The organism is Sulfitobacter noctilucae (assembly GCF_000622365.1).
GTDB lineage: Bacteria > Pseudomonadota > Alphaproteobacteria > Rhodobacterales > Rhodobacteraceae > Sulfitobacter > Sulfitobacter noctilucae.
On record NZ_JASC01000004.1, the window covers coordinates 140719 to 165091 of the forward strand.

At 57.5% G+C, this 24373-nt stretch carries 20 protein-coding genes and 1 pseudogene; 14 read left to right on the forward strand and 7 right to left on the reverse strand.

The features are described 5' to 3' along the window. Positions 1–37: 37 nt before the first annotated feature. Together Z945_RS0104940 and Z945_RS0104945 are read left to right on the forward strand one after the other, a co-directional pair. Complete coding sequence (locus tag Z945_RS0104940; RefSeq protein WP_025051006.1) at positions 38–994, forward strand: carbohydrate kinase family protein; 957 nt, start codon at positions 38–40, stop codon at positions 992–994. Continuing rightward, complete coding sequence (locus tag Z945_RS0104945; protein WP_025051007.1) at positions 991–2247, forward strand: class II D-tagatose-bisphosphate aldolase, non-catalytic subunit; 1257 nt, start codon at positions 991–993, stop codon at positions 2245–2247. The genes Z945_RS0104940 and Z945_RS0104945 overlap by 4 nt, the downstream gene beginning before the upstream one ends. Positions 2248–2305: 58 nt before the next feature. Here Z945_RS0104945 and Z945_RS0104950 read toward each other — a convergent pair whose 3' ends face one another. Both Z945_RS0104950 and Z945_RS0104955 read right to left on the reverse strand, forming a co-directional pair. Further along, entirely contained in the window at positions 2306–3319 is a 1014-nt protein-coding gene (locus Z945_RS0104950; protein ID WP_025051008.1) for a zinc-binding alcohol dehydrogenase family protein, read from the reverse strand. Between the two features lie 24 nt (positions 3320–3343). Continuing rightward, the gene (locus Z945_RS0104955; protein WP_025051009.1) at positions 3344–4138 is read right to left on the reverse strand and encodes an SDR family NAD(P)-dependent oxidoreductase; all 795 of its coding nucleotides are present in this window, start codon (positions 4136–4138) and stop codon (positions 3344–3346) included. 197 nt (positions 4139–4335) lie between these two features. Between Z945_RS0104955 and Z945_RS0104960 the strand changes: the two genes are divergently transcribed. Continuing rightward, positions 4336–5250: a LysR family transcriptional regulator gene (locus tag Z945_RS0104960; protein WP_025051010.1), complete on the forward strand. Its 915-nt coding sequence runs from the start codon at positions 4336–4338 to the stop codon at positions 5248–5250. Positions 5251–5801: 551 nt separating this feature from the next. Here the strand turns inward: Z945_RS0104960 and Z945_RS0104965 are convergent. The 4 genes and pseudogenes from Z945_RS0104965 to Z945_RS21020 all read right to left on the reverse strand — a co-directional run bounded on the left by Z945_RS0104965 (position 5802) and on the right by Z945_RS21020 (position 9567). Continuing rightward, positions 5802–6260: an arsenate-mycothiol transferase ArsC gene (locus tag Z945_RS0104965; protein WP_025051011.1), complete on the reverse strand. Its 459-nt coding sequence runs from the start codon at positions 6258–6260 to the stop codon at positions 5802–5804. Further along, positions 6261–6740, reverse strand: a complete 480-nt coding sequence (locus Z945_RS0104970) for a UPF0262 family protein (protein WP_025051012.1) — start codon at positions 6738–6740, stop codon at positions 6261–6263. It lies immediately after the preceding gene. 95 nt (positions 6741–6835) lie between these two features. After that, entirely contained in the window at positions 6836–8137 is a 1302-nt protein-coding gene (hisD, locus tag Z945_RS0104975; protein WP_025051013.1) for a histidinol dehydrogenase, read from the reverse strand. 206 nt (positions 8138–8343) lie between these two features. Beyond that, positions 8344–9567, reverse strand: a pseudogene (locus Z945_RS21020) (IS3 family transposase). A gap of 499 nt (positions 9568–10066) precedes the next feature. On the opposite strand from Z945_RS21020, the gene Z945_RS0104980 reads away from it, so the two are divergent. From Z945_RS0104980 to Z945_RS0105005, 5 genes are all read left to right on the forward strand, one after another. Next, positions 10067–11302 carry a metal-dependent hydrolase family protein gene (locus Z945_RS0104980; protein WP_025051014.1) on the forward strand — a complete coding sequence of 412 codons (1236 nt, stop codon included), beginning with the start codon at positions 10067–10069 and terminating at the stop codon, positions 11300–11302. 193 nt (positions 11303–11495) lie between these two features. After that, the gene (locus tag Z945_RS0104990; protein ID WP_025051015.1) at positions 11496–12617 is read left to right on the forward strand and encodes a C4-dicarboxylate TRAP transporter substrate-binding protein; all 1122 of its coding nucleotides are present in this window, start codon (positions 11496–11498) and stop codon (positions 12615–12617) included. Between the two features lie 100 nt (positions 12618–12717). Next, the gene (locus Z945_RS0104995) at positions 12718–13212 is read left to right on the forward strand and encodes a TRAP transporter small permease subunit (protein ID WP_025051016.1); all 495 of its coding nucleotides are present in this window, start codon (positions 12718–12720) and stop codon (positions 13210–13212) included. Between the two features lie 33 nt (positions 13213–13245). Beyond that, entirely contained in the window at positions 13246–14553 is a 1308-nt protein-coding gene (locus Z945_RS0105000; protein WP_025051017.1) for a TRAP transporter large permease, read from the forward strand. Between the two features lie 34 nt (positions 14554–14587). After that, positions 14588–15256 (forward strand): TetR/AcrR family transcriptional regulator, encoded by a 669-nt coding sequence (locus Z945_RS0105005; RefSeq protein WP_025051018.1) that lies wholly within the window; start codon positions 14588–14590, stop codon positions 15254–15256. An 11-nt stretch (positions 15257–15267) separates the two neighbouring features. On the opposite strand, the gene Z945_RS0105010 is transcribed toward Z945_RS0105005, so the two are convergent. Continuing rightward, a complete protein-coding gene (locus Z945_RS0105010; protein WP_025051019.1) occupies positions 15268–16275 on the reverse strand; it encodes a LacI family DNA-binding transcriptional regulator in 1008 nt (335 codons plus the stop codon). Between the two features lie 133 nt (positions 16276–16408). Here Z945_RS0105010 and Z945_RS0105015 point away from each other — a divergent pair, with 133 nt between their 5' ends. The 6 genes from Z945_RS0105015 to Z945_RS0105040 all read left to right on the forward strand — a co-directional run bounded on the left by Z945_RS0105015 (position 16409) and on the right by Z945_RS0105040 (position 24358). Then, positions 16409–17497, forward strand: a complete 1089-nt coding sequence (locus Z945_RS0105015; protein ID WP_025051020.1) for an ABC transporter ATP-binding protein — start codon at positions 16409–16411, stop codon at positions 17495–17497. A gap of 17 nt (positions 17498–17514) precedes the next feature. Continuing rightward, positions 17515–19581 (forward strand): hydantoinase/oxoprolinase family protein, encoded by a 2067-nt coding sequence (locus tag Z945_RS0105020; RefSeq protein WP_025051021.1) that lies wholly within the window; start codon positions 17515–17517, stop codon positions 19579–19581. Continuing rightward, on the forward strand, positions 19578–21569 hold the full coding sequence (locus tag Z945_RS0105025; protein ID WP_025051022.1) for a hydantoinase B/oxoprolinase family protein: 1992 nt from the start codon (positions 19578–19580) through the stop codon (positions 21567–21569). The genes Z945_RS0105020 and Z945_RS0105025 overlap by 4 nt, the downstream gene beginning before the upstream one ends. A 49-nt stretch (positions 21570–21618) precedes the next feature. Then, the gene (locus Z945_RS0105030) at positions 21619–22659 is read left to right on the forward strand and encodes an ABC transporter substrate-binding protein (RefSeq protein WP_025051023.1); all 1041 of its coding nucleotides are present in this window, start codon (positions 21619–21621) and stop codon (positions 22657–22659) included. A 63-nt stretch (positions 22660–22722) separates the two neighbouring features. Then, positions 22723–23565 (forward strand): ABC transporter permease, encoded by an 843-nt coding sequence (locus Z945_RS0105035; protein WP_052862604.1) that lies wholly within the window; start codon positions 22723–22725, stop codon positions 23563–23565. A 1-nt stretch (position 23566) separates the two neighbouring features. Next, the gene (locus Z945_RS0105040; protein ID WP_025051025.1) at positions 23567–24358 is read left to right on the forward strand and encodes an ABC transporter permease; all 792 of its coding nucleotides are present in this window, start codon (positions 23567–23569) and stop codon (positions 24356–24358) included. The last annotated feature ends 15 nt before the right edge of the window (positions 24359–24373 follow it).

Here is a 24373-nt window from a genome sequence, read left to right on the forward strand (position 1 = left end):
ATGGCTACATCTTTTTTACAAGCGATATGGGGGAACAATGTCGAACACCGTCAAGATTGTGACTATTGGCGAGATTCTCGTCGAATTTGTCTCTCATTCCACCGATTGCGGGCTGTCGCGAATCGGTAACTATTCTGGTCCATACCCCAGCGGTGCGCCCGCGATTTTCCTGAATCAGGCTGCGCGTATGGGGGCTGTCACAGAAATGATCGGCGGCGTCGGCAATGATGGCTTCGGGCGCTGCGTGCTGGACCGGCTCAAGGCTGACGGGGTCGGAACAGCCGGTGTGACCATGCACAAGGACTGTACGACCGGCGTTGCTTTTGTCTCCTATTACGCCGACGGCAATCGCGACTTTATCTTCCACATGGAAAACACCGCGTCCGATCACTTTACAGTGCCGGACGGCCTCTTCGATCCGGCGCAAACCATTCTACACGTCTCTGCGGCCTCTCTCGGCAATACCCTCATGCGTACACATATCATGGAAACCATGCGCCGCGTCGACGCCGCCGGGGGGAAGATCAGCTGCGATCCCAACGCGCGTCCCGAACTGATGCAGGACGATGCCGTGCGGGTGGCCCTGATCGAGGTGATGGACCGCAGCACCTACCTGATGCCCAGCACCAGCGACCTGGCGTTCCTGTTTCCCGACCTCAACGAAGAAGCGGCGATCGAGCAGCTACTGAATGCCAAGGCGGAGGTCATCGTCATCAAACGTGGCGGGGACGGAGCAACCGTGGTGGGCGAAGGTGCACGCTTTGAATTTGACGGGCACGCCGTGGAAGAGGTCGACCCCACAGGTGCGGGCGATTGTTTCGGCGGCACATTCATTTCGCTGCTGGCCCAAGGTGTGTCCTTGGAGGAGGCGGGCGCACAGGCGAATGCTGCCGGTGCCCTTGCCGTAACACAACGCGGCCCCATGGAGGGCAATTCCAGCCCCTCCCGGATCGCCGCATTTCTTGAACTTCAAAAAAGTGAGCATGTCGCATGAGCCTTGTCCATGATCTGACCGCGCGGAACCGTGGGGGCGAGGCAATTGGCCTGCCCTGTTTCTGTACTGCCAATGAACACGTTCTGCGGGCAGTGCTGGCCTATGCCAAGCAAACCGGCTTTCCCACCGTGATCGAGGCGACCTGTAATCAGGTGAACCAATACGGCGGCTATACCGGCATGACAGCCGCCGATTTCATGGCATGGCTAGCCGATATGGCGGAGGACGCTGGCGTGCCGATGGATCAGTTGATCCTTGGCGGTGACCACCTTGGCCCCAACGTCTGGAAAGACGAACCACTGGACGTTGCGATGGAAAAATCCCGTGAACTGGTCAAATCCTATGTGCAGTCTGGGTTCAAAAAGATTCACCTTGATACCAGCATGGCTTGCGGCGGAGAGCCGAACCCGACTTTTGCGCAGATCGCTGAGCGTGCGGCTGATCTTTGCGCGGTTGCCGAGGCTCATGCGCCCAATCCCGATGAGCTTTTCTATATTATCGGCACCGAAGTTCCGATCCCGGGGGGTGAAACCGAAGAGCCTGACGCGCTGGATGTGACTTCTGTTGACCGCTTCCGCGACACGATACAGACGCACCGCGATGCATGGGCCGCACGCGGGCTGGACACGGCATGGACGCGCATTGTGTCCGTGGTCACCCAACCGGGTGTCGATTTCGGGCACACCTCGATCTATCCGTTCGAGCCGGAAAAGGCGCAACCTTTGAGCGCCGCAATCCTGTCAGAAGACGGGCTGACGTTTGAGGCCCATTCCACCGATTACCAATCCACAGATGCGCTGGCCGCACTGGTTGAAAACCATTTCTTCTTTCTCAAGGTTGGGCCGGAACTGACATTCCGGTTCCGCGAAGCGGTCTTTGCCCTGACTGCGATTGAAGAACAGATGAATGTTGATAGCCCCTCGAACCTCCGGCAGATCATTCGCGATCAGATGACGGCCAATCCGGGCTACTGGCAAAGCTACTATACCGGCACCGAAGAAGAACTAAGGATACTGAGAACCTACAGCTACAGTGACCGTATTCGATATTACTGGACGGACCCGACTATTGCGTCGGCTTTGGAGCGGTTGCTGGCAGTGCTAAAGGAGAATCCGGCCCCCGAAACCCTGACATCGCAATCGTTCATGGGTTTGGAATTCGGCGAAATGCCCAAGGAGCCGGATCATTTGATCGCACATCATGTGCAGCGCTGCGTGGCCCGCTATTTCAAGGCGGCTGGGTTCAAGGCTTAAAGCCGCAACATCATCTGCAGAAACGGATGGCGCATGAAATTTGCGCCATCCGGCCAGATCAAAAGCCTTCAAGCACCAGTTTGCCTTTCGCCGTGTTACTCTCAAGGATCGCGTGGGCCTTCTTAAGCGTTTCGGCGTCAATCTTGCCCAAAGTCTGCGTTGCCGTGGACTTGATCCTGCCAGCGTCCAGCATCTCAGCGACTTCGTTCAGAATGTCGTGCTGACGCGTCATATCGGCGGTTTGAAACATCGACCGCGTGAACATGAATTCCCAGTGGGTCGAGATTGCTTTGGCTTTGAACGGCTGAATGTTAAGCGTTTCAGGATCGTCGATCAGACCAAAGCGGCCTTGCGGCGCGATGAAATCGGCGATTTGTTCGATGTATTGATCCGTGTGGGTTGTCGAGAAAACATACCCCGGCTGACCAATGCCCAGCGCCTCTATTTGCGCGGCGAGCGGTTTGGAATGGTCAAGCACGTGATGCGCACCCAAAGATTTGGCCCATTCCTGCGTTTCGGGACGTGAAGCGGTAGCTATCACGGTCATATCCGTTTTGGCCCGCAAAAGCTGGATTGCGATAGAGCCGACACCGCCGGCACCCCCAATGATCACAACGGCATTTGCGGCCCCCGGTACGGGGTCAGAAACGCGCAAACGGTCAAACAACATTTCGTAGGCTGTCAGCGTTGTCAGTGGCAAAGAGGCCGCCGCGGCATGGCTTACGGTTGTGGGTGCCGTGCCTACAATGCGTTCGTCGACCAGATGATATTCCGCGTTTGTGCCTGAGCGGTCAATTGCGCCCGCATACCAGACCAGATCGCCTACTTTGAACAATGTTGCCTGTGGGCCGGCCTCAACCACCTCACCGACAGCATCCCATCCGAGGATTGCGGGAGCGTCGTCTTCTGGCGGGCGGTTCTGGCGTATTTTGTAATCGACAGGGTTGACCGAAACGGCCCGCACCTGAACAAGCAGGTCGCGCCCTGTGGCGGATGGTTTGTCGAGCGTGAGGTCCATCAGCGCATCTGTCCGCTCCAAATCGCCTGCGGCTTTATATCCGACAGCTTTCATTTTATGTCCTTTCAAGGGAAGAGATTAGGTGTTCATGAGTTTGTTAGAGATGTCTTTGACCGCCTGAACGACGGCGCGCACTTTGGCGGGATCACTTGCGTCGGCGTGCGGTTGGCCAAACGCGCCCGCATCATTGTCGAAATAGCGGCCGGACACATTGGCGAACTCGTCTTCCAGCGCGGTCCGGTACAGGATCTGCGCACCGATGCTCAGATCGTTTCCAGCGACCCCGAAGCCTTCTTTGACCATCTTACTGGCCAGCAACGAACCTGGATTGACGGCCAATACACTCGGCCCCGTAGTCAATTGCGCAGCTAAATGCTGTGACCACATTGTGATCGCCAGTTTGCTTTGCGCATAGGCTTCCATATCTCCCAAAGCCGCGTCGCCCTTGAGGGCGTCCAGATCAACCGGTGCCTGTGCCGCAGAGGACAGGTTGATGATCCGCCCCCCTGCCCCCATCAGCGGCAGAACTGCCTCTGTCAGGATGTAAGGCGCAATCGTGTTCACCATAAAGCGTGCATCCAGCCCGTCCGGAGTTGTGGCGTTCGGCATCTTCAGGACACCTGCGTTGTTGATCAGCACATCAAGATGCGCGTGATCCTTCGCAATGCTCTGCGCCATCGCGGTGATGTCGGATGCCACTGAAAGGTCTGCGAGATAGCCCAGTGTTGTGCCACCAACTTCGGCACGCGCCGCTTTCAGCTTTGCGTCGCTGCGGCCGTGCATCAGAACCGTATGTCCCTGAGCCGCAAAAAGTTTCGCGGTTTCAAGCCCGATGCCATCTGTAGCACCCGTCAGGAGGATGGTCTTTGTCATTATTCTGATCCCTTGGTCATGAAGGCTGGGAGGATACCTCTGCCGGTTGCCTCATCGTTGTTTCCGTGCCTGCTGCGTTCCCGCGCAGGTGAATCGCCATGTGGTGGCTTGTGCGTTGTCCAACACTTAGATTAACTTTCAGTTCCGCATAAGATGCTCCCTGCGGAATTCATAATTTCGATATGGAAGATAATGACATGGATACTCAAAGCGTCAGACTCTTTGTCCTTTGCGCAGAGAAATTGAACATCAGCGCGGCGGGCCGATCCTTGGGAATGGCACCTGCCGTTGCCAGCGCGCGGTTGGCAAAGTTGGAAAACCTGTTGGGTGCCGACCTGTTTCGAAGATCCACACGCAAGGTGTCGCTTTCGGTAGAGGGGGCTGATTTCCTGCCCTTTGCGAAAGAGATGCTGGCGCAGGAGGATGCGGGCCTTGCCGCGCTTGGCAGGACACAGCCGAACATCAGCGGAAAGTTGCGGTTTGCAGCGCCCAGTACATTCGCCCAACTTTATATCGCGCCGATCTTACCAAAGTTTCTGGCGCTCTACCCTGATATTACCATGGACTTAAGGCTATCGGATACGCAGTTCGACCTTATCGAAGGCAGCTTTGATCTAGCGCTGCGTAATATGGAATTGACGGATTCGAGCTTGAAGGGCCGCAAGCTGGCCGATGACACGCGGATCCTCTGTGCCTCGCAGGACTATCTCGCCAGCCACGGCACGCCAAGTTCGCCTGCCGATTTGCAAAATCACCGTCTGATCGCGTTTCGTAACCTCGCAGACAAGCCGCTGAGGAGCGCACAGGGTGACCAAGCAATCTTCGCCCCCAAAGCATCCAGGGGGCAACTGGTCTTTGACGACGGGCTAAGCCAGAAGATTGCAACGATTGCCGGTGCGGGCATTTCGATCAATTCGCTCTGGAGCGTTCATAATGAACTGCAAAGCGGTGCTCTTACGCGCGTGCTGCCGGACTACGCGCTTGACGAGGCCGCGGGGCTTTGGCTGATCTATCCCCAGTCCAATGTGCTGACCGCCAAAGTACGTGCCTTCATCGACTTTCTGCTGGATGAAGTCGGGCTGGCGCTAAGGCACCTCAAGGCCCCGATCTGACCTTATGCGTCGCTGCTACAATCCTTTTCCCAAGGCCGCCCTATTTCGTGATTTGATCCCTCGCATCAAATCCTGCATACTGGTTTGCAGAGGCAGAAACAGGACCACCCAAGGGGCAAACCCCGTCGGTTCGAGAATAGGCAGCGCGCATGATACGTTTAGGTTTCGCCCTTGGGGCGGTATTGGGATTGGCCGCCTGCGGCGGTGGATCATCGAATGTTACAAGGGGGTATGTGGCACCGTCGCTTTATGCCACTGGCCCGATCCAGAAAGCCTGTCAGGCCCTCGATCGCAGAGCGGCAACGCAGTCCAGATGTGGCTGCGTCCAAGCGGTGGCCAATCAGGAATTGTCCGCTGCCCAGCAGCGGCGCGGAGCAAAGTATTTCAGAGACCCCCATGCGCTTCAGCAAGTCCGACAAAATCAGGACAACAACGCCAGCAACAGAGAGTTTTGGGCAGCTTGGAAGGCTTACGGTCAGACGGCCTCACGGGTCTGTGCGCGGGTTTGACAGGTTAGACGCGAAAAGGCCCCACCGTAGCGTGTTCTGTTGTCACTCCGCGAGCGGTGGGCCAAACCGATCCTGCAACCGTGTCACGATCTGATCGCGGGCGGCACGAAATTGCACCAGTTTGGCTTCGCGACTTTCGCCCAGCCCAGTAGGGTCCAAGATCGGCCAGTATTCGACATCCAGATGAAAAAAGCGTGTAAGTTCAAGCGCACGACGCTGGCTGGCAGGAGAGAGCGCGATCACCAGATCAAAGGATGACAGGTCGTCGCCCCATTGTTCCATCTCATCAAAGCTGCGGCTGCGATGGCGCGACAATTCCACCTCCATCTCCGCGCAGACCGCGATGGAAAAGCCGTCAATCTCAAGGTCGTTCATCACGCCCACGGACTGCACATAGGTGTCGGTGCCGTAGAATTTCTTCATGATCCCTTCGGCCATGGGCGAGCGTACTGCGTTATGATCACAGCAAAAAAGCACCGACTGGGGGAGTGTTTCAGGCACTCAGCCTCCGAAATGAAGAACGCAGATTAGCGTAAAGAGGCGGCGTGCAGTGTCAACGTCAATCTCGGCTTTGCCCTCAAGGCGCTCTTGCAAAACACGCGAACCTTCGTTGTGTATACCGCGCCGCGCCATGTCGATGGTTTCGATCTGGCTGGGCGGCAGCTTTTTCACCGCATCAAAGTAGGACTCGCAGATTTGAAAGTAGTCTTTTACAACCTGACGAAAGGGGCCGAGCGACAAGTGAAACTCGGCAGCTTTTTCGGCGGCTTCTGTTTCGACATCGAATACCAGACGCTTGTCACGAATTGACAGGCCCAGATGATACGGTCCCTGTGGCGGTGTGCGGTCATCCCGCGACGGGATCACAAACGTATTGTCCTCAAGCAAGTCAAAGACCGCAACCTTGCGCTCCTGCTCGATTTCGGGCGTCGGAGGCGGCAGGCCTGCGTCGTCAAGTCTGATATGGCTAATGCGGGACATAGGTCGCAGCCTTTTGAATTAAAACGTTCGCGTAATCGATACGCGAGCGCGAGCAGCAAAGCAATGCCGCGGCGCAGCATGGTGAATCGAAATGCCTAGCGGTTGAGTTTGTCGAGGCGCGCGGTGACTGACAGACCATGTGCTTGCAGACTCTCGGATGTGGCAAGGCGTTCAGCGGCAGGGCCGATGGCACGCAGGGCTTCCGGCGTCATGCGTGCCAGCGTGGTGCGTTTCATGAAATCAAGAACCGAAAGCCCTGAGGAGAACCGCGCCGATCGGGCCGTGGGCAGCACATGGTTCGGGCCGCCGATGTAATCACCAATGGCTTCCGGCGTCCATTGGCCCAGAAAAATTGCTCCCGCATGGGTGATCTTGGCACTCAGGGCGTCAGGGTCGGCCACACACAACTCAAGGTGCTCGGGTGCGATCCGGTTTGACAGGGCGGCGGCGGTGTCGAGGTCGGGCACCGTGATGATCGCGCCAAAGTCACGCCAGCTTGGCCCCGCGATTGCGCGGCGGTCGAGGGTTTCGAGCCGTTTCATCACAGCCTCCCCCACGGCGCGGCCAAAATCCGCATCCGTGGAGATGAGAATGGACTGTGCGCTTTCGTCGTGTTCGGCCTGCGAAAGCAGATCTAGGGCGATCCAATCAGGATCGTTGTCAGCATCGGCGATCACAAGGATCTCGGAGGGACCAGCGATCATGTCGATGCCCACCTTGCCAAAAACGCGACGCTTGGCAGCGGCGACGAAAGCGTTTCCGGGCCCTGTAATCTTGTCCACTGGCGCAATCGTATCGGTGCCGTAAGCCAGCGCCGCCACCGCCTGCGCGCCGCCGATGCGGTAGATTTCATCCACGCCAGAAATATGGGCCGCCAACGGCACCAGCGGGTTCATCACCCCATCGGGCGTCGGCACCACCATCGCAAGGCGCTGCACGCCAGCAACCTTGGCCGGGATCGCATTCATCAGAACGGAGGAAGGATAGCTGGCAAGCCCCCCCGGCACATAAAGACCCGCCGCCGAGACAGGCGTCCACCGCCAGCCAAGGGTTGCGCCCGCCTCGTCCGTCCACTGCGCATCTTCGGGCAATTGACGGGCGTGATAAGCACGGATCCGGGCCGCTGCGAGGTCAAGTGCTTCTTTATCCTCAGGGGCCACCTGATCGGCTGCCGCTGCAATTTCACCCTCGGTGATGCGCAGGGTATCCGGGGTCAGTGTGATGCGGTCAAACTTCGCCGTCAGCTCAATGACGGCGGCATCACCACGGCTGCGCACATCCGCAATGATGTCGGCTACGGTGGCGTCCACATCAGGGCTGTCCTCGCGCTTTGCGGAGAGAAGCGTTGTAAAGGCCGCGTCGAAATCTGGGGTGGAAGCATCGAGGGTCACGGGCATGGCAATTCCAATGCAGTCAAGAAGATGCACACCGAATATCGGGATCGCGCGCAAGGCTCAAGGGATCGCAAGTTTATCCAACGGACAGTAGAAAAAGTGGTCGGTTTGGCGGCGGTCAGGTAGCCACTCTGGGGCTCTTATGTTGAACAGGCGAATGATTTGAAGAAGGATGGGTTGCTAAGAGCAAAGCCACATCCATGGGCTGACTAAATGACACAGAATCGAGTTGGCCCTAGTTTCGTAGGTGCCTGCCTGTTCATTTCCTGCTGTTTCATTTCATAGCTGACCGGTGGTAGCATGCTGATGTTCGTGTGCTTGCGTGCTGGATTGTAGAGCATCTCAGTGTAATCGAACACATCCTGCCTTGCAGTGTCGCGTGTGAGATACGTCTGCCGCCGAATGTGCTCTCGCTTAAAAAGCTGGAAGACGCATTCTGCGACCGCATTGCGATGGCACTTACCACGGCGGCTTAGGTCTTGCCTGGCAGGCGCACGCAGGGCCTTCTGCCAAGAAGGCTGGCGACCAAATTGTATTAGCTTAGGAAGGTTTTTACTCCCCGTCGATAAATTGAGAACCTTGGTTTGAGTGGATTATGGCATTTTGCTTCCGTTTGCGCCGCTAAACAGCCGCCAATAGTGCCTTTCGGGCAAGGCCAGTTGCAATTCGTGACTGCACGAACAATCCAACACCCCGCCTTGAGAGCAGGTCAATTACGACGGTCAGATAAGACCAACCATGGTGGCTTCTAACGTATGTTATGTCGGTAACCTAGAAGCGATCAGGCGCATCGATCTAAAGTTGACGACCCAGCTTGCTACCATTGACGGCAGTAGGCTTTCCGCCGTAGCGACCAGCCCGACGCTTGTATCCGATCTGTGCTATGCTGTCTGCAAGGCTGGCCAGTCGCGCCTCTCGGTACTCGGAGCAGGCCTCGCCCATATTCATTGCCCGGCAGGCGATTGCAAAGCAATCTGTCGATAGGAGCATACATCATCGGTCAGCTTCCGATAGACATAGACGTTCCCCCTCTCTGTCGAAGCTTCGCGGATTAGCATTGTCTGCTGCGCAAATTCACGCGCGCATATGCTTAACGGTTCTATGAATCATGCATAGAACCCGCTGAAAGACACATCCAGCACACCGCACATTGAACGTACAGAAAACCTTGCCCGATGAACCTCAATGAACGCGTTCTTACCTGAGGCTTGCGCACGAGGTACGCGCTCGGATTTTAAAGCGGTGCGCTTCTTGGTGACTGCGGCTAGCTCGCGCTTCAGCCGTTTGATCTCGCCGTCCTGTTCAGCAATCGCTGATCTGTTCCGTAGAGACTTCGCAAACTGAGCCTTCCAAGTGTGAAGCGACTGAGTACCATCCTTAGCGGTTCAGTCACTTCGCTCAACGCATATCCAACCTCCAAACAACTGCGTCACAGTATCTTGTCTGTACTCATCTGCAAACTTAACTCCCTAGCTCATACCCGTCTTTCCTTGGTCCCAAAATCACTGGGCGAAGCATCTAAGAATTTAGATGTACCTCACACTTCCGCAACAGCAGCCCCTCACTTGAGGGGTGCTGAAAAATTAATCAACGCACCCCAGATTGCCGCGCGCAAGACCGCCTAACGGCTTCCCCGGTGGGTTAAGAAAAAAAACAGGCTTGACTGTTTTTTATTTGAGCGCAAGCTTGTCCACCTGAGCAACTGGGTGAAGATGTGCTGATTCAAGACGACGACAAGCAGCCCAACGATGGGAAGACACCAGCCATAGTGAGCCTCAATCCAGATATCGCGCGGGATGGCGAGGTGACCGGAACGCTAGGTGTCCCACACTGCGGTGATCATTCGCCTGCCGAGCACCATTCCCGCCTCCCCTCATTCCCGAAACACCTACATGGACGCAAACAGCCTTCCATCGGATAGAAAGAACCTAGATGACCCTGACGCTTATCAAGAATGCCCGCATTGTGGATGGCACGACAACCGAACCAACAGATCCGATGGGGATCGTGATCGAAGACGGGATCATCCGTGAGGTCGGTGCGAATGTCACAGCCGATGCCGACGAAACCATTGATCTGTCCGGGCTTACCGTAATGCCGGGGTTGGTCGACTGCCATGTGCACGTCATCGCCACGACTGCAAATCTCGGGCTGAATGCATCGCTTCCGCCATCGTTGGTCACAGCACGCAGCGGCATCCTGATGCGCAATATGCTCATGCGCGGCTTCACAACGGTGCGTGATCTTGGCGGTGCAGACCGGGGATTGCAGCTTGCCGTAGAAGAAGGTGCACTGGTCGGACCGCGATTGGTGATTTGCGGCAAGGCCCTGTCACAGACGGGAGGTCATACGGACTATCGCGGGCCCTATGACAACCGCGATGTCAGCTGGTACGCGCAGAGCCTCGGCGCAATGGGTCGCAATTGCGACGGAATCCCCGAAGTCCAGCGTGCCGCACGCGAAGAGATCAAGAACGGGGCGCAATTTGTTAAAGTTATGGCAGATGGCGGCGTCTCGTCACCGTCAGATCCTGTAGGCTACCTCGTATTCTCGGTCGAGGAACTGAAAGCGATGGTCGAGATCGCCAAAAATTTCGGCACCTATGCCACCGGCCACCTTTACGCCGACGAGGCAATTGTGCGGGCTCTTGATTGTGGCTTTGAATGTATCGAGCATGGGAACCTGATTTCGGACGCGACAATCGCGCGTATCGCAAAGGAAGGTATTCCGGTGGTCCCCACAAACATCACGTATGACGTCCTTGCCAAGTCCGGCGCTGAATTCGGATTGCCGGAAGAATCCGTAGCCAAGATTGCCGACGTCCGCGAGGCAGGTCTTGAGCGGTTGGAAAAGATGTACGACGCCGGTGTGACCATGGGGTACGGATCAGATCTTTTGGGTGGTATGCAGACCGAACAGTCGGGTGAATTCATGTTGCGCGGGCAGTACCTTCCTGCTGATGCGGTGATCCGCTCTGCCACAACCGACGCGGCAAAAGTGCTGCGCATGGAAGGCCAGATCGGCACCATCGCACCGGGCGCGTTCGCAGATATCATCGCCGTCGACGGCAACCCGTTGAACGATCTCAATCTGCTCACGGGTCAGGGCGCGCATATGCCGCTCATCATGAAAGACGGTAAGGCTATCAAAAAAGCCGCCTCCCTCTGATGAACACTTGGGCAACATATCCCGCACTCAACTTTGATAATTGCGCCATGTTTGCGGGCCTTTTCCGCTTGCCCGGCCAGCGTAGCAGGGAAATGTCGAAGGCCCATGAGAACGGTCAAGCCTGACCTCAACAATCTAACCATCTGCGCCACGGTGCAGACCAAATAGACGACCAACCAACAGGGAAAAGAAAATGAAAAAACTGATCTTATCAACGGCACTTGCCGGCCTCATTGCCGGAGCGGCCTCTGCGCAGACCGATTTCATCGCCAATAGCTTCTATGACGGCGCCGTGCCGATGTCGGGCGAGGGTTATGTACGCTGGGCCGAGCTGGTCAAGGAACTTTCTGGCGGAGAATTGGCACCTGAGGTGTTTACCGGCACCGTTCTGCTGGCACCACGCGCCGCTCTTCAGGGGATTCAGGACAACGTGGTTCAGGTCGCACACCACGCTGCGGTCTACACGCCGTCCGATCTTCCGGTTGCCAACTCTGTTCAGGAACTGGGGTTTGCCTATTCCGATCCGGTGGCCGCAATCTTTGCAGTCGCTGATTTTTCGATGAACAATGAAGCTCAACTGAAAGAGTGGAAAGACCAGCAGGTCGTCTATCTTGGCGCTTTCGCAACACCGCCTTATGTTCTGATGTGTTCCAGCCCCGTACGCAACCTTGCCGAAATGAAGGGCAAACGGATCAGAACTGCCGGTTCGGCCGTTTCGATCTGGGTCGAGGAAGCCGGCGGCATTCCGGTAAACGTTCCGTCGAGCGAAATGTACACCGGGCTTGAGCGCGGCTCCCTTGACTGTGCAACGAATTCGGCCAGTGATCTTGTGGATCGGTCGCTGCTCGAAGTTGCCGAGCACACCACGCTTCTGTCGACAGGGATGTATTACGCAGGGCCCCAATGGGGTTTCAACACAGCCTTCTGGGAGGGACTTACGAGCGGACAGCGCGAAGCGTTGATGGAGGCATCCGCGCGTTCAATGGCCCGAATCGTCATCGCCTATGGCAACAAAGTGGAAGAAGGTCTCGCCGCGTCGAAAGCCGCTGGTGGCAATGTTTACGAACCTGAACAGGATCTGGCCGAGCATGTTGCTGAATTCCGTGACCGCGCTTCCGCTTCGGCTGTCGAAAAAGCCGGTACGGATTACGGCCTTTCCGATCCTGAAGGGGTTATTGGCGATTTCGAAGCCACGATGCAGAAGTGGTCCGATCTCCTCGATGGTGTCGATCCAAAAGACGAAGACGCGCTGACAGAGATCGCAATGAAGGAAATCTTTAGCAAAATCGATGCAAGCACCTATGGTGTGAACTGATCACAAAGGGCCGGTGCATTGCGCCGGCCCATTTCGATCCCGCCTGCCTTGCGCAACCGGCAGGCTCTATCGCAAACCGAAATATCGAAAGATTGTCGTGATGAAGTACGCTATAGGTGCCATCCGCTGGTTGAATATCGCCATCGCCACCGCTGCCTGTCTGGTCATGATGCTGATGATGCTACACATCACTCTTGATGTCGGGGTCCGTTACTTTGTCAACGGACAGATCGTCGGCACACTTGAATGGGTGTCTTACTATTATATGGTCGGCTTGGTGTTCCTGTCCTTCGGCTATGTCGAGTTCAAGAACGAAAACATCCGCGTCGATCTCTTTGCGCAAAAGATGCCGAAATCGGTGCAACTCGGCCTCTATATCTTTGCCTGTCTGCTTGCGCTCGTGTTTTTTGGAATGCTGTTTTGGCAAACGTTTGTTGACGCCATCCGTGCGACACAGCGCCAAGAAGAAGCAATGAGCAACTTTCGTTTCCTGATTTGGCCCGCACGATGGGCCTTGCCAATCGGGTTCGCAGGCGCGTTTCTTGCCGTTATCGCCAACTTGCTAAGAGCCATCACAACACGGGAAGCACTTTGATGCGATCCCACTTTAAGTACTGGAGTTTCCCGAATGAGTAACCTGGATATCGGGATTGCGGGTGTTGTCCTAGCCCTCCTTCTGATCGCGATCCGCATTCCAATCGGACTGGCGCTTGGTCTGGTATCGATCTTTGGCATTGGCATCATGTTCAACATGGATGTCGCATGGGGCATGGTCTCGGCCACACCCTTTGATTACGTCGGCCAATGGGAACTGTCGGCCGCCCCGATGTTCCTGCTGATGGGGTTCATCTGCTCCTCGACGGACATGACCCGTGGCCTATTCCTCGCCCTCAGGCTGTATCTTTCCCGACTGCCCGGTGGTCTGGCGATTACTTCTGTCGGAGCCTGCGCCTTTTTTGCTGCGGCCTCTGGATCATCGGTCGCGACCGCTTCCGCCATGTCGCGCATGGCCGTGCCAGAAATGCTGGACAACGGCTATGACCGCGGGCTTGCCACAGGAACCATCGCCGCATCCGGCACACTCGGATCCCTGATACCGCCCTCTGTCCTGCTGATCCTATACGGGGTCTATGCGCAGGTCTCTGTGGGTCAACTGTTCATGGCCGGTTTCCTGCCGGGCTTGCTGTCGGCGCTGATCTACATGGCGATGATCGTTATTCGTGTAAAATTCAATCCTTCCCTTGCCGGCAATGTAGAGATCAACCCAACCGCCGAAGAACGGCGCGAGGCGTTTCGCGATGTCTGGCCCCTGCCAACGCTCATCCTTGTGGTACTGGGCGGGATTTTTTCGGGCATCTTTTCACCGACAGAGGCAGGTGCCCTGGGAGCCTTCGCCGCCACTATCATCGCTATCGTGCGGCGCAAGCTCACCCGTAAGGCAATATTCGAAGCCGTTTCCCAGGCCGTGGTGTCCACCGCTTCGATCTTCTTTATCCTGATCGGCTCGCTCTTTTTCACCCGCTTTCTGGCGCTATCCGGTTTTCCGCGCGCGTTCGCTGATGCGATCCTGTCCGTCAGTACCGAAACATGGTGGATCTTGCTCGCCGTCACGATCATCTTCCTGGTGCTGGGAATGCTTATCGACAGCATCGGTTTGCTCCTGCTGACGCTGCCCATTCTTGTGCCGCTGGTGAACGAGGCCGGCATCAATCCGGTATGGTTCGGGATCATCGTTATCAAGTTGCTGGAGATCGGGTTGATCACACCGCCCATTGGATTGAACGTCTATATGATCAACGGGGCGCTGAATAACCGTGTCACCTTGCCGGAAATCTTCAGGGGGATCTCCTGGTTTCTGGCAATGGATATGCTCACTTTGATCATTCTCATTGCCTTTCCGATCATAACGCTTTGGCTTCCGTCACTTGCCTATTGACAAGACAGCAAGTGACAGCCGGACTGGAGGCCCCATGGTAGAAGAAACCGATCACACCCCAAACCGGGAAAAACCGGCGCAATCCCGCAGCGTTGTGATGCGCAAGAACCTGATCGATGCAACGCTCGATGTGATTTATGATCTGGGATACCGTTCAGCGTCGACACCTGAATTCGCGCGCCGGGCGGGTGCGTCGCGCGGCGCGCTTGTGCACCACTTTCCAACGCGGTCTGACATCATTATCGCCGCGATGGAACAACTGCTAGGTGAGGGTATCAGTGAAATCCGCGCCGTTACCGCCAAGATGGCGCAGCTCGAGTTGAGCCTCGATGACTTTGTCGATTTCCTGTGGCAGTTGTTTTCGGGCCGTTTCTTCTACATCTCGCTGGAGTTCATCAACGAAGCCAGAACGGACGAAGAATTGCGCGCCCGCATGGTCCCATTGGTGAAGGATTTTCACGCCGCAGTTGATAGCATCTGGGCGGAGTTCGAAAAGCAGGCGGACGGGACGCCGCAAGCGACCCGCGACGCGTTGAACCTCACGGTTTGTCTTGTGCGCGGCATGGGCGTCCAGACGGTGCTGAAAAAAGACCCCGAATATTTCCGTTCAATGCTCGACGCCTGGAAGGCTATCTTGCCAAGTCTCATGCAGGATAATCCGCACGATACCCTGCGTGATCTGAGCCCCAAGCGCGAACTATAACAGGCGATACGTCAGGCGCTTTCGCGCAATTCCAAAGAAAAGGGCGTGGTCAAATTTCCGGCGGTCCCGGTATCGCCATCGATAAGTAATCTGGCCGCGTTGACCCCAATCTCGTGCGAAAAGGGTGAAATCGTGGTCAGGGTAGGGCTGAGCTCGCGCCCGATATCATAGTCACCCCAGCCCGAAATCGCGATATCACCCGGCACGCTCAACCCTCTTCGCTGGCATTCGAACACGGCTCCTGCAGCGACCACATCCGTCGGGCAAAGCACGGCGTCCAGTTTGGGCTGAAGTGCCAGAAATTCGTCGAGTATCCGCCGTCCCGATGCAAAACCATCTGCTGCGCGCACGGTCAGGACCAGCGAGTCCGATAATCCTGCCGCAAACATCTCCTGCCGGAAGGCAGGCAGGCGCATGCTGTATCGCAACCCGCCGCCACCCGAAACCTGTACGAAACCGATCTGCCGATGGCCTTGTTCGATCAGATGTCTGGTCAAGACACGGCTTGCCGCCCCGACATCATAGCCCACGGCTTTGCCCACCGCATTCTCCCCACCCCAGCTTTCGGCGACAGGAGTCCCTGACAATTCCAGAAAAGACCGCAAATCCACAGAGTGCGGCCCTGCCACCAGCGCAATACCCGCCACCCGCAACCCCAAAAGGGTCTGGGCCGCTGCCAATTCTTCCTCGGGGGTTTCGGCAATCATTGTGATGAGTTCGTGACCGCGTTCTGTCGTTTCCTGCCGAAGACCTGCGACATACCCGAAAAACGACGAGTTTCGGATCGACGGCAGAACAGCCCCGATGACGCGGCTGGTTCCCGCGGCCAGCAGCCCTGCTGACAGATTCGGGACATAGCCAAGCTCGACCGCCACTTTCATAACAGCCATGCGTGTTTTTTCCCGTACACGGTCCGGATACCGGAAACAATTGGACACGGTCATCGGCGATACGCCCGCAGCGCGTGCAATATCCTGCATCGTCAGCTTTCCTGACGCGAATTTCGATTTTTCGCTCATGCATGCCCTCGTTTTACGCAATAAAATGCTTTGTTTTTCGCGATATGGCAAGCAACCCGCCCTTGAGAACATATTACGCTTTACAAAAATTTGTAGCGCTACAATATTGCTACCAATAGCGACCGGAGCCAGTATGTCCAACGCCCCTTCAAGTCTGATCCTCTCGGGGATCCACAAAAAATTCGGCTCGCTTACTGCGGTCGAGGATCTGGATCTTGACGTTGCACCGGGTACTCTTGTGTCCCTCCTCGGCCCTTCGGGTTGTGGCAAGACCACCACATTGCGCATGGTGGCAGGTTTCGATGCCCCCGATAGCGGGACAATCAGGATCCGCGACGAGGACGTCACCCCCCTGCCCCCGAACAAGCGCGGTCTTGGCATGGTCTTTCAAAGCTATTCCCTATTTCCACACCGGACCGTCGCGGAAAACGTTGCCTTCGGATTGCGCATGATGGGTGCCTCCCGACAAACCCAGGCGGATGAAGTCCGGCGGATGCTTGATATGGTCAAGCTTGGCGGGCGGGAGGATATGTATCCGGCACAACTTTCGGGGGGGCAACAACAACGCGTCGCACTTGCACGGGCATTGGTGATCAACCCTCGCGTTCTGTTGCTGGACGAACCCCTTGGCGCGTTGGACAAGGCCTTGCGAGAGTCCATGCAATTTGAAATTCGCGAGATGCAGCAACGGCTTGAGATCACGACCCTGCTGGTCACCCACGACCAGGAAGAAGCGATGTCGATTTCTGACGAAATTGCCGTGATGCAAGACGGACGTATCCTGCAACTTGGCGCGCCGAACGATATCTACGACAAACCGGAAACAGCCTTCGTCGCGACTTTCCTCGGGACTTCGAACCTGTTTACAGGAACCGTTACCACCGATGGGTTGCTTCGGACCCCTGCAGGTAATCTGGCCCTACCCGCTCAGGTTCCACCGGGACGCGAGGTGACGCTCTCCGTCCGGCCCGAGCGTATTATGATGGGCGATGCAGCTGCCGCCCTGCCTCAAGGCCTGAGCGGTCGGGTTATCAGCGCCTCGTTTCGTGGATCCTACGCCGCGTATCGCATCGCGCTGGACGAAACCGGCGTCGAAATCACGAGCTACCGGCAGGCCGATGCCTCCCTCGGTCATACCGGGATGTCACCTGGAGATCGGGTCCCTCTTGGCTGGCCTGTCGATCAAGGCGTCATCGTGACCACCAATGAAAACGCGAACTGACTGTGCAGGAGTTAGACATGCAAAACACCACCCCTCGCACTGCCGGACGGCTTCGCATCGGTATTGATGTCGGCGGGACGTTTACCGACTTTGTTATGGCCGACACACAGACTGGCAAGGTCACGCTCTACAAAGAACCCTCAACCCCGGATGATCCGTCCCGCGCCCTGATTGCAGGGTTGGAAAAATTCCTCCAGCGCGAGGACATGTCCCCTGCTGATGTGGGCGGGCTTATGCACGGCACGACAATCGGGCTGAACGCGATCATCCAGCGAAAGGGTGCGCGGATCGGCCTCGTCGTCACAAAAGGGTTTCGTGACATACTCGAAATCGCACGCTGCCGGATGCCGTCGTCTTTCGATCTTCACGCGGATAAAGAAGTGCCTTTGGTGCCCCGCAGCCATGTGATCGAAATTGACGCGCGCTTTGACGACGACGGCAAACTGACCCGAAACCCTGGCGCGGAGGAACTGGACCGTGTGGCCAAGGCGCTTGCTGCGCTTGACATCGACGCGGCCGCGCTGATGCTCGTCAACGGCTATACCGATCCCCAAGCTGAAGGGCGCATCGCCGATGCACTTTCGGATCAATTGCCAGATCTGTCGATATCCTCTGCAGCATTGATCTGGCCCGAAATCCGCGAATATGAACGCGCCCTCGTGGCCTGCTTGAACGCCTATATCCAGCCGCTGATGGGCAGCTATTTCACCCGGCTTACTGCTGGACTGGAACGCATCGGGGTTGATGCACCATTGCTGGTAACAGCTTCAAACGGCGGGTCGCTTTCTGTGACATCAGCCGTTGACCGTCCGGTCGAGACAATCCTGTCCGGTCCCGCATCCGGTGTCATGGCCGCCGTTCGGCAGGCAAGCCAATCCGGTATGCAGGATATCATCACCTTTGACATGGGCGGGACGTCCTCGGACATGGCGGTCGCGACCGATGGGACGGCAGGTATGGCGACACGCACGGATATCGGCGGGTTGCCACTTGCTCTACCAGTGGTTGATGTGAACGCCATCGGTGCCGGCGGCGGGTCTATCATTTGGGCCGATGCACAAGGGGTGCTGAAGGTAGGACCGCAAAGTGCCGGTGCACATCCCGGCCCCGTGTCTTATGGACGCGGCGGGACGGAACCAGCGGTAACAGACTGTTACATCGCTTGCGGCTTTATCAATCCGGCCAGTTTTGGCGGTGGGAGCATGCCGCTCGACGGTCCAGCGGCGGGTGCGGCACTAGAAAGCGTCGCCAATCGCATCGGAATGCGCGGATCTGACACCGCCGCCCGCATCGCCGAGGGGGCCCTATCTGTCGCTTCCGCAGGAATGGCAGGTTCGTTGTTCCGCACGATGGCGGAACGGGGGCTGGACCCCCGTAATTTCGTATTGCTGCCATTCGGAGGTGCGGGTCCGACCCATGCCAACCTTCTTGCCGAGGAAATCGGGATCGAGCGTATCCTCGTCCCCCAGGCAGCTGGCGCATATTGTGCGATGGGGGCCGCCGGTGCTGATCTACGCCGTGATTTTGTGCGTTCGCTTCGGGTCGAGCTAACCGAAGATAGCGCCGCTGCTGCTGAGACGGCGTTCGAGACGTTACAGAAGGACGGCAACGCATGGCTCGATGCAGAGCTGCCCGATATTTCCGAGCGCCGCGCCGAACGGTCAGCGGATATGCGCTATGCAGGGCAAGCCTATGAATTGCGGGTGGAGATTGAAGCAAAGGCGAACCTCGCCACCTACGCCGAGGCCTTTCATGTCGAACATGAACGGATCTACGGATTTCGCGACAGTGCTGCGATGATCGAAATCGGGACCATCCGTTTGGCCATGATCGGTGCGGGACAACCGCTTTCGACCTCGGCTCCTTCGGTTACCGGAGATCCGACGCAGGATTCCCGTGATATCTACGTCAACGGGGCATGGCGCGAAGCGGCTGTCTACAATCGAGCCGGTCTGGCCGTCGGGGCAAAGCTGGAAGGGCCCGCCATCGTTGAGCAGCCCGAAACCACCACCGTCATTCTCCCCGGCTGGGGCGCTCGTGTTGACCCGCATGGAAACCTGATTATCGAGAGGACACCGGCATGACCCGCCTCGACCCTGTACTGCTGGAAATCCTGGGCAACAAATTCGCTTCGGTGACAGAAGAGATGTGCCTGACGCTGCAACGCACGGGCCGAACACTCTATGTCAAGGAAACCGCGGACTTTGCCTGCGCGCTTGCCGGCGCGGACGGACGCTTCTTTGCCTACCCCCGATCCATCGGCGTTTCGGGATTTGTCGGGCTGGAATGCCTGCCGTCGATCGAGGCGGTGATTGCCCTGCAAGGCGCGCTTGAGCCCGGTGACGTGATCCTGACAAATGACCCCTACCGATCAACAGGCCTTGCCACGCACCTGCCCGACCTGCACATGATCGAACCGTATTTCCACAACGGCGAGATTATCGCCTATGGGTGGTGCTTTGTGCATTGCTCCGATGTCGGGGGACGCGTGGCCTCGTCGATCTCTCCGCTCAACACCGAAATTTTTCAGGAAGGCCTGCGGATTCCGCCCGTTAAACTGATACGCAAGGGGCAGATGTCGAACGAAGTACGCCTGTTTCTTGACGCCAATTCCCGAACACCCGAAGCCAACATGGGCGATATCAACGCGATGCTCGCCTCTCTGGCAACGGGGCGCAAACGCGTAGCGCAGATGCTCGGGCAGCACGACCCGCAAGAGCTGAGCTCAGCGCAGGGCGCATTGATGGACTATGCCGCAGGTAAGGCCGAAGCCGTGTTGCGCAGCATTCCAGAGGGCAAGTACAGCTTTTCGGACTATCTTGATGACGATGCTGCGAGCCGTCTGCCGGTGCGCGTAGCCGTTACGATCGAGATTGCAGACGGCAAAATCCACCTCGACTTCACGGGCACCGACCCGCAGGTCGCGACGGCGATGAACATCCCCTCCTGCGGTCGCCCCCATGCATGGCTGACCCTTAGAATGCTCGCGCTGGTCCTTACCCTCGACCCCTCGGCCCCGCTGAACGCCGGGTTACTGCGGCCCCTTAGCATCAATGCCCCGCTGGGGTCTTTGGTGAATCCCGAAGAACCCGCAGCGACCGGCGTACGGCACGCGGCCGCAATCCGCGTGAACGATATACTGAATGGTGCGTTTGCGCTGGCCTTGCCGGACGTGATGCCCGCTGCGGCCTCCGGCACTGTGATTCCGATCGTTGTGAGCGAACCCAATGCAACGGGCGGCCGAACGGTGCAGGTGGTCGAACCACTAATTGGGGGCACAGGAGCGCGCAAAGGTCACGATGGCGTGGACGGCCGCGATAGCGGCATCTCCAACCTCGCCAACAACCCGGTGGAAACGGTCGAGGCCGAACTCGGTGTCGAAGTTCTGCACTATGGGCTGCGGCCCGATTCAGGTGGGGCTGGCGAATGGCGCGGCGGCTGCGGGATGGAACTGTCGTTCCGTATTCTGACGGAAGGGTCAAACGTGCTGGCGCGGGGCATGGAACGTCTCTTGTTCCGCCCTTGGGGACAATCGGGCGGGCAACCGGGCAAACCCGGATCGCTGGTCATCAACGAAGGTCACCCGCGTGAACACCGCCTGGGCAAAATCGACGTTCTAGAAGTCAGCGCTGGCGACGTTGTGACATTCCGCACGCCGGGGGCCGGCGGTTGGGGCAATCCGTTCGAGCGGGCACCCGAGGCCGTTCTGGCTGATATCGAGGCCGGTTTCGTAACTCCCGAATGCGCACGGCGTGACTACGGGCTGGTACTGTGCAACGGCGTATTTGATGCTGAAGCCACGGCGGCCCTGCGCGAAGCTGCATCCCCAAAGTCGGCTACCGTTTTTGGACCCGAGCGCGACGCGTGGGACAGTATCTTCGCGCCCGGTCTTATGGACCAATTGAACGCAGGCCTCTTGGCTTTGCCGCTATCGCGCCGCCAAAGCCAAAGACGCGAGATACTTGAAACCGTGCTTGCGGATCTACCTTCGAGCTTTCCACGCAGCCCCGCGAACGACACGCAACGAAAGACAGCGATCCACCGTCTTGAAACCTGGTTGAGCAGCCTCTGAACAGCACCGGAAAACCGGTCCAACACGACAAACCCAACGGAGAGAGCACATGACACTGAACAGACGAAAATTTCTTGGCACTGGCGCCGCCGCTGCCAGCTTGGTTGGCCTGAACGGCCTACCGCTTCATGCTCAGGGCAAGACCCTGAATGTCACCGCCTACGGTGGTGTCTGGGAGCAAGCGGTCCGCGACTGCTTTGTTGCGCCCTTCGAGGCGAAAACAGGTGCGAAGGCGACTGTCTCACTCGGCGGTCCCGCCCAATGGCTGGCACAGGTAGAAGCCAGCCCTGACAACCCGCCACTCGACGTGCTGATCATGTCCCCCGACCTCGCTGTTCTCGCAGCTGAAGCGGACCTTATGGATGATTTCACGGTCGAAAAGCTGCCGAACCTTGCGTACATTCCGCAGGAATTTACCGATGCTTGTCTCGGAAAGGGCACGTATTTCGACTACGGCGTCGGCGGCATCACCTACAACAAAGACGTGGTTGCAGAACCACCCCGAAGCTTTGCCGACTTCGTTGATCGCGTGGCCGCGGGCGAGTTCATCGCTTCAATTCCTTCAATCCAGTACGGCCCGACCACTGTCTTCTTCCTCTGGGCACTGAACAACGCACTCGGCGGGGATGTCGACAATACCGACCCCTTCTTTGAAGCGATGGCCAAGATGAAGGACAATCTGGTGTACTGGGCAGGTCCCAATGACTTCTTCAACCACCTTGCTTCCGGCGAAGCCGATCTTGGTATCTACTTTGACGGCCGGACGTGGAACCACGTGGATGAAGGCGTGGACTGGATCGACTGGATCAACCCCGAAGAAGGCGGCGCGATCACTTCTGTGGCGATCCAGAAGCCTAAAAACGCGTCGGACCTGGCGTGGGACTATCTGAACGAGGTTCTGGATGCCGATAACCAGGCCAAGTTCGCGGAGATCCTCAACTACGGTGTGACGAACACGCAGGTCGAATACAGCGAGAAACTGGCCGCGCGGGTCACGCCGCTGTCCGAAGCGAACCTGCCTCCCTATGCGGAAATCGCCCGTGTTCGCAACGACTGGGTCGATCGCTGGAACCGCGAAATCGGCATGTAATCCCCATCCGCCCCCGCCGCTACGGTGGCGGGGGCAACCTCTAGAAACGAAGAAAGAGAGATCATGTTGGATGCTGTAAAAAATTCAGCTCGAGCCCGCCGCGCGCTACTGCTGGCGCCGGCGCTGATCTTTCTTGCGGTATTCTTCGTGATGCCACTTGCAGACAATTCCGCCCGTTCGTTCCTGACGGAAGACGGCGGGTTCACCCTGTCGCGCTATGCCGCCTTTCTGACCGACCGCTTCTATCTCGGCGTCATCCTCGAAACCCTGATCCTGTCGGCCGCAGTCACAGTAATTTCCGTCGTGATCGCCTATCCCGTTGCTTATGTGCTGGTGCGCAAGGCGGGGCGTCTTTCGGGCCTGATCGTGTTTCTCTTGATTGCGCCGCTTCTCACGTCGATCATCATGCGCACCTTCGGCTGGCAGGTGCTGTTTGCGCGCCGTGGGTTGGTGAACCAATGGCTTGTGACCGATCTGGGGCTTCTTGATACGCCATTGCGGTGGCTGAATACGCCGGGCCTCGCCATTGCAGCCTTGGTCCATGTGCTGGTGCCTTTTGCCGTCCTGTCCATCGCGTCGGTGCTGCAAGGCGTCGACCGTCGACTTGAGGAGGGCGCACTTGTCCTCGGTGCATCGCGGATCCGCACATTTTTCGAAGTAACCCTGCCGCTCACAGTCGATGGCATCGGCACCGGCGCGATCCTTGTCTTCATGATCGCCAACGGATCTTTCGTAACACTTGTCCTGCTTGGTGGTGGCTTTCAGACGCTGCCTCTGCTGATCTATCAACAGTTCAACACCACCCGCGATTTCGCGCTGGCCTCGACGATGAGCACAATTCTCCTTGTGATCGCGCTGGCCTGCTTGTGGCTGCAATTGCGCCTGCTGCGCAGACAGGGGGTCTGAGATGCGGTTGTCCGACTGGGCGCTGTGGGTCTTTACCATCGCCTTTTTCATTTTCATGATCCTGCCGATTGCCGTGGTCGTCGTGATCTCTTTCACGTCGGCGGGCTATGCCTCCTTCCCCATCCCCGGCTGGTCACTGAAATGGTTCGCCCGCATTTTTGAATATGAGCCATTCATGAATTCGCTCTGGGTCAGCTTGAAACTTGGCGTGATCGCCACCGCTGCCTCCTGCTTGCTGGGCGTGCCGGCGGCGCTGTATCTATCGCGGTCACGCTCGGGCTGGGCCACGGCAATAACGGCCTTCATGCTCTCTCCGCTGTCCATGCCTATGATCGTGATCGGTTTTGCATCCTTGTTCTTCCTGTCGCGGCTCGGCTTTGGCGTTTCCTTCCTGTCGCTGGTAATCGTCCACACGGTGATCTGCCTGCCTTACGTGATCCGCACAGTCACCGCAGTCTACCGCGCTATCCCACCTGCTTATGAAGAGGCGGCGCAGATACTCGGAGCATCGCGCCTGACGGTATTCCGTGAGGTAACACTGCCGCTGATCCGGCCCGGCATCGCGGCAGGCAGCCTGTTCTCCTTCCTCACTTCCTTTGATAATCTACCGGTCAGCTACTTTTTTGGCTCTGCCCAAACCAATACGCTGCCCGTTGTGATGCTTGCCTATATGGAGCATCAGTTCGACCCCTCCATCGCCGCCCTGTCGACCCTGCAACTGGTTTTCGCCGTCGTGGCGCTCGTCGTTGCGGACCGTTTGTACGGGATACAGAAAATGACAGTCGCCACCTGATACTAGCCGGAGCAT

Excerpts from the sequence above, each read along its gene's own strand:
- Z945_RS0104940 (WP_025051006.1), top strand. The coding sequence starts at position 38 with ATGTCGAACACCGTCAAGATTGTGACTATTGGCGAGATTCTCGTCGAA.
- Z945_RS0104945 (WP_025051007.1), top strand. The coding sequence starts at position 991 with ATGAGCCTTGTCCATGATCTGACCGCGCGGAACCGTGGGGGCGAGGCA.
- Z945_RS0104950 (WP_025051008.1), bottom strand. The coding sequence starts at position 3,319 with ATGAAAGCTGTCGGATATAAAGCCGCAGGCGATTTGGAGCGGACAGAT.
- Z945_RS0104955 (WP_025051009.1), bottom strand. The coding sequence starts at position 4,138 with ATGACAAAGACCATCCTCCTGACGGGTGCTACAGATGGCATCGGGCTT.
- Z945_RS0104960 (WP_025051010.1), top strand. The coding sequence starts at position 4,336 with ATGGATACTCAAAGCGTCAGACTCTTTGTCCTTTGCGCAGAGAAATTG.
- Z945_RS0104970 (WP_025051012.1), bottom strand. The coding sequence starts at position 6,740 with ATGTCCCGCATTAGCCATATCAGACTTGACGACGCAGGCCTGCCGCCT.
- hisD (WP_025051013.1), bottom strand. The coding sequence starts at position 8,137 with ATGCCCGTGACCCTCGATGCTTCCACCCCAGATTTCGACGCGGCCTTT.
- Z945_RS0104980 (WP_025051014.1), top strand. The coding sequence starts at position 10,067 with ATGACCCTGACGCTTATCAAGAATGCCCGCATTGTGGATGGCACGACA.
- Z945_RS0104990 (WP_025051015.1), top strand. The coding sequence starts at position 11,496 with ATGAAAAAACTGATCTTATCAACGGCACTTGCCGGCCTCATTGCCGGA.
- Z945_RS0104995 (WP_025051016.1), top strand. The coding sequence starts at position 12,718 with ATGAAGTACGCTATAGGTGCCATCCGCTGGTTGAATATCGCCATCGCC.
- Z945_RS0105000 (WP_025051017.1), top strand. The coding sequence starts at position 13,246 with ATGAGTAACCTGGATATCGGGATTGCGGGTGTTGTCCTAGCCCTCCTT.
- Z945_RS0105005 (WP_025051018.1), top strand. The coding sequence starts at position 14,588 with ATGGTAGAAGAAACCGATCACACCCCAAACCGGGAAAAACCGGCGCAA.
- Z945_RS0105010 (WP_025051019.1), bottom strand. The coding sequence starts at position 16,275 with ATGAGCGAAAAATCGAAATTCGCGTCAGGAAAGCTGACGATGCAGGAT.
- Z945_RS0105015 (WP_025051020.1), top strand. The coding sequence starts at position 16,409 with ATGTCCAACGCCCCTTCAAGTCTGATCCTCTCGGGGATCCACAAAAAA.
- Z945_RS0105020 (WP_025051021.1), top strand. The coding sequence starts at position 17,515 with ATGCAAAACACCACCCCTCGCACTGCCGGACGGCTTCGCATCGGTATT.
- Z945_RS0105025 (WP_025051022.1), top strand. The coding sequence starts at position 19,578 with ATGACCCGCCTCGACCCTGTACTGCTGGAAATCCTGGGCAACAAATTC.
- Z945_RS0105030 (WP_025051023.1), top strand. The coding sequence starts at position 21,619 with ATGACACTGAACAGACGAAAATTTCTTGGCACTGGCGCCGCCGCTGCC.
- Z945_RS0105035 (WP_052862604.1), top strand. The coding sequence starts at position 22,723 with ATGTTGGATGCTGTAAAAAATTCAGCTCGAGCCCGCCGCGCGCTACTG.
- Z945_RS0105040 (WP_025051025.1), top strand. The coding sequence starts at position 23,567 with ATGCGGTTGTCCGACTGGGCGCTGTGGGTCTTTACCATCGCCTTTTTC.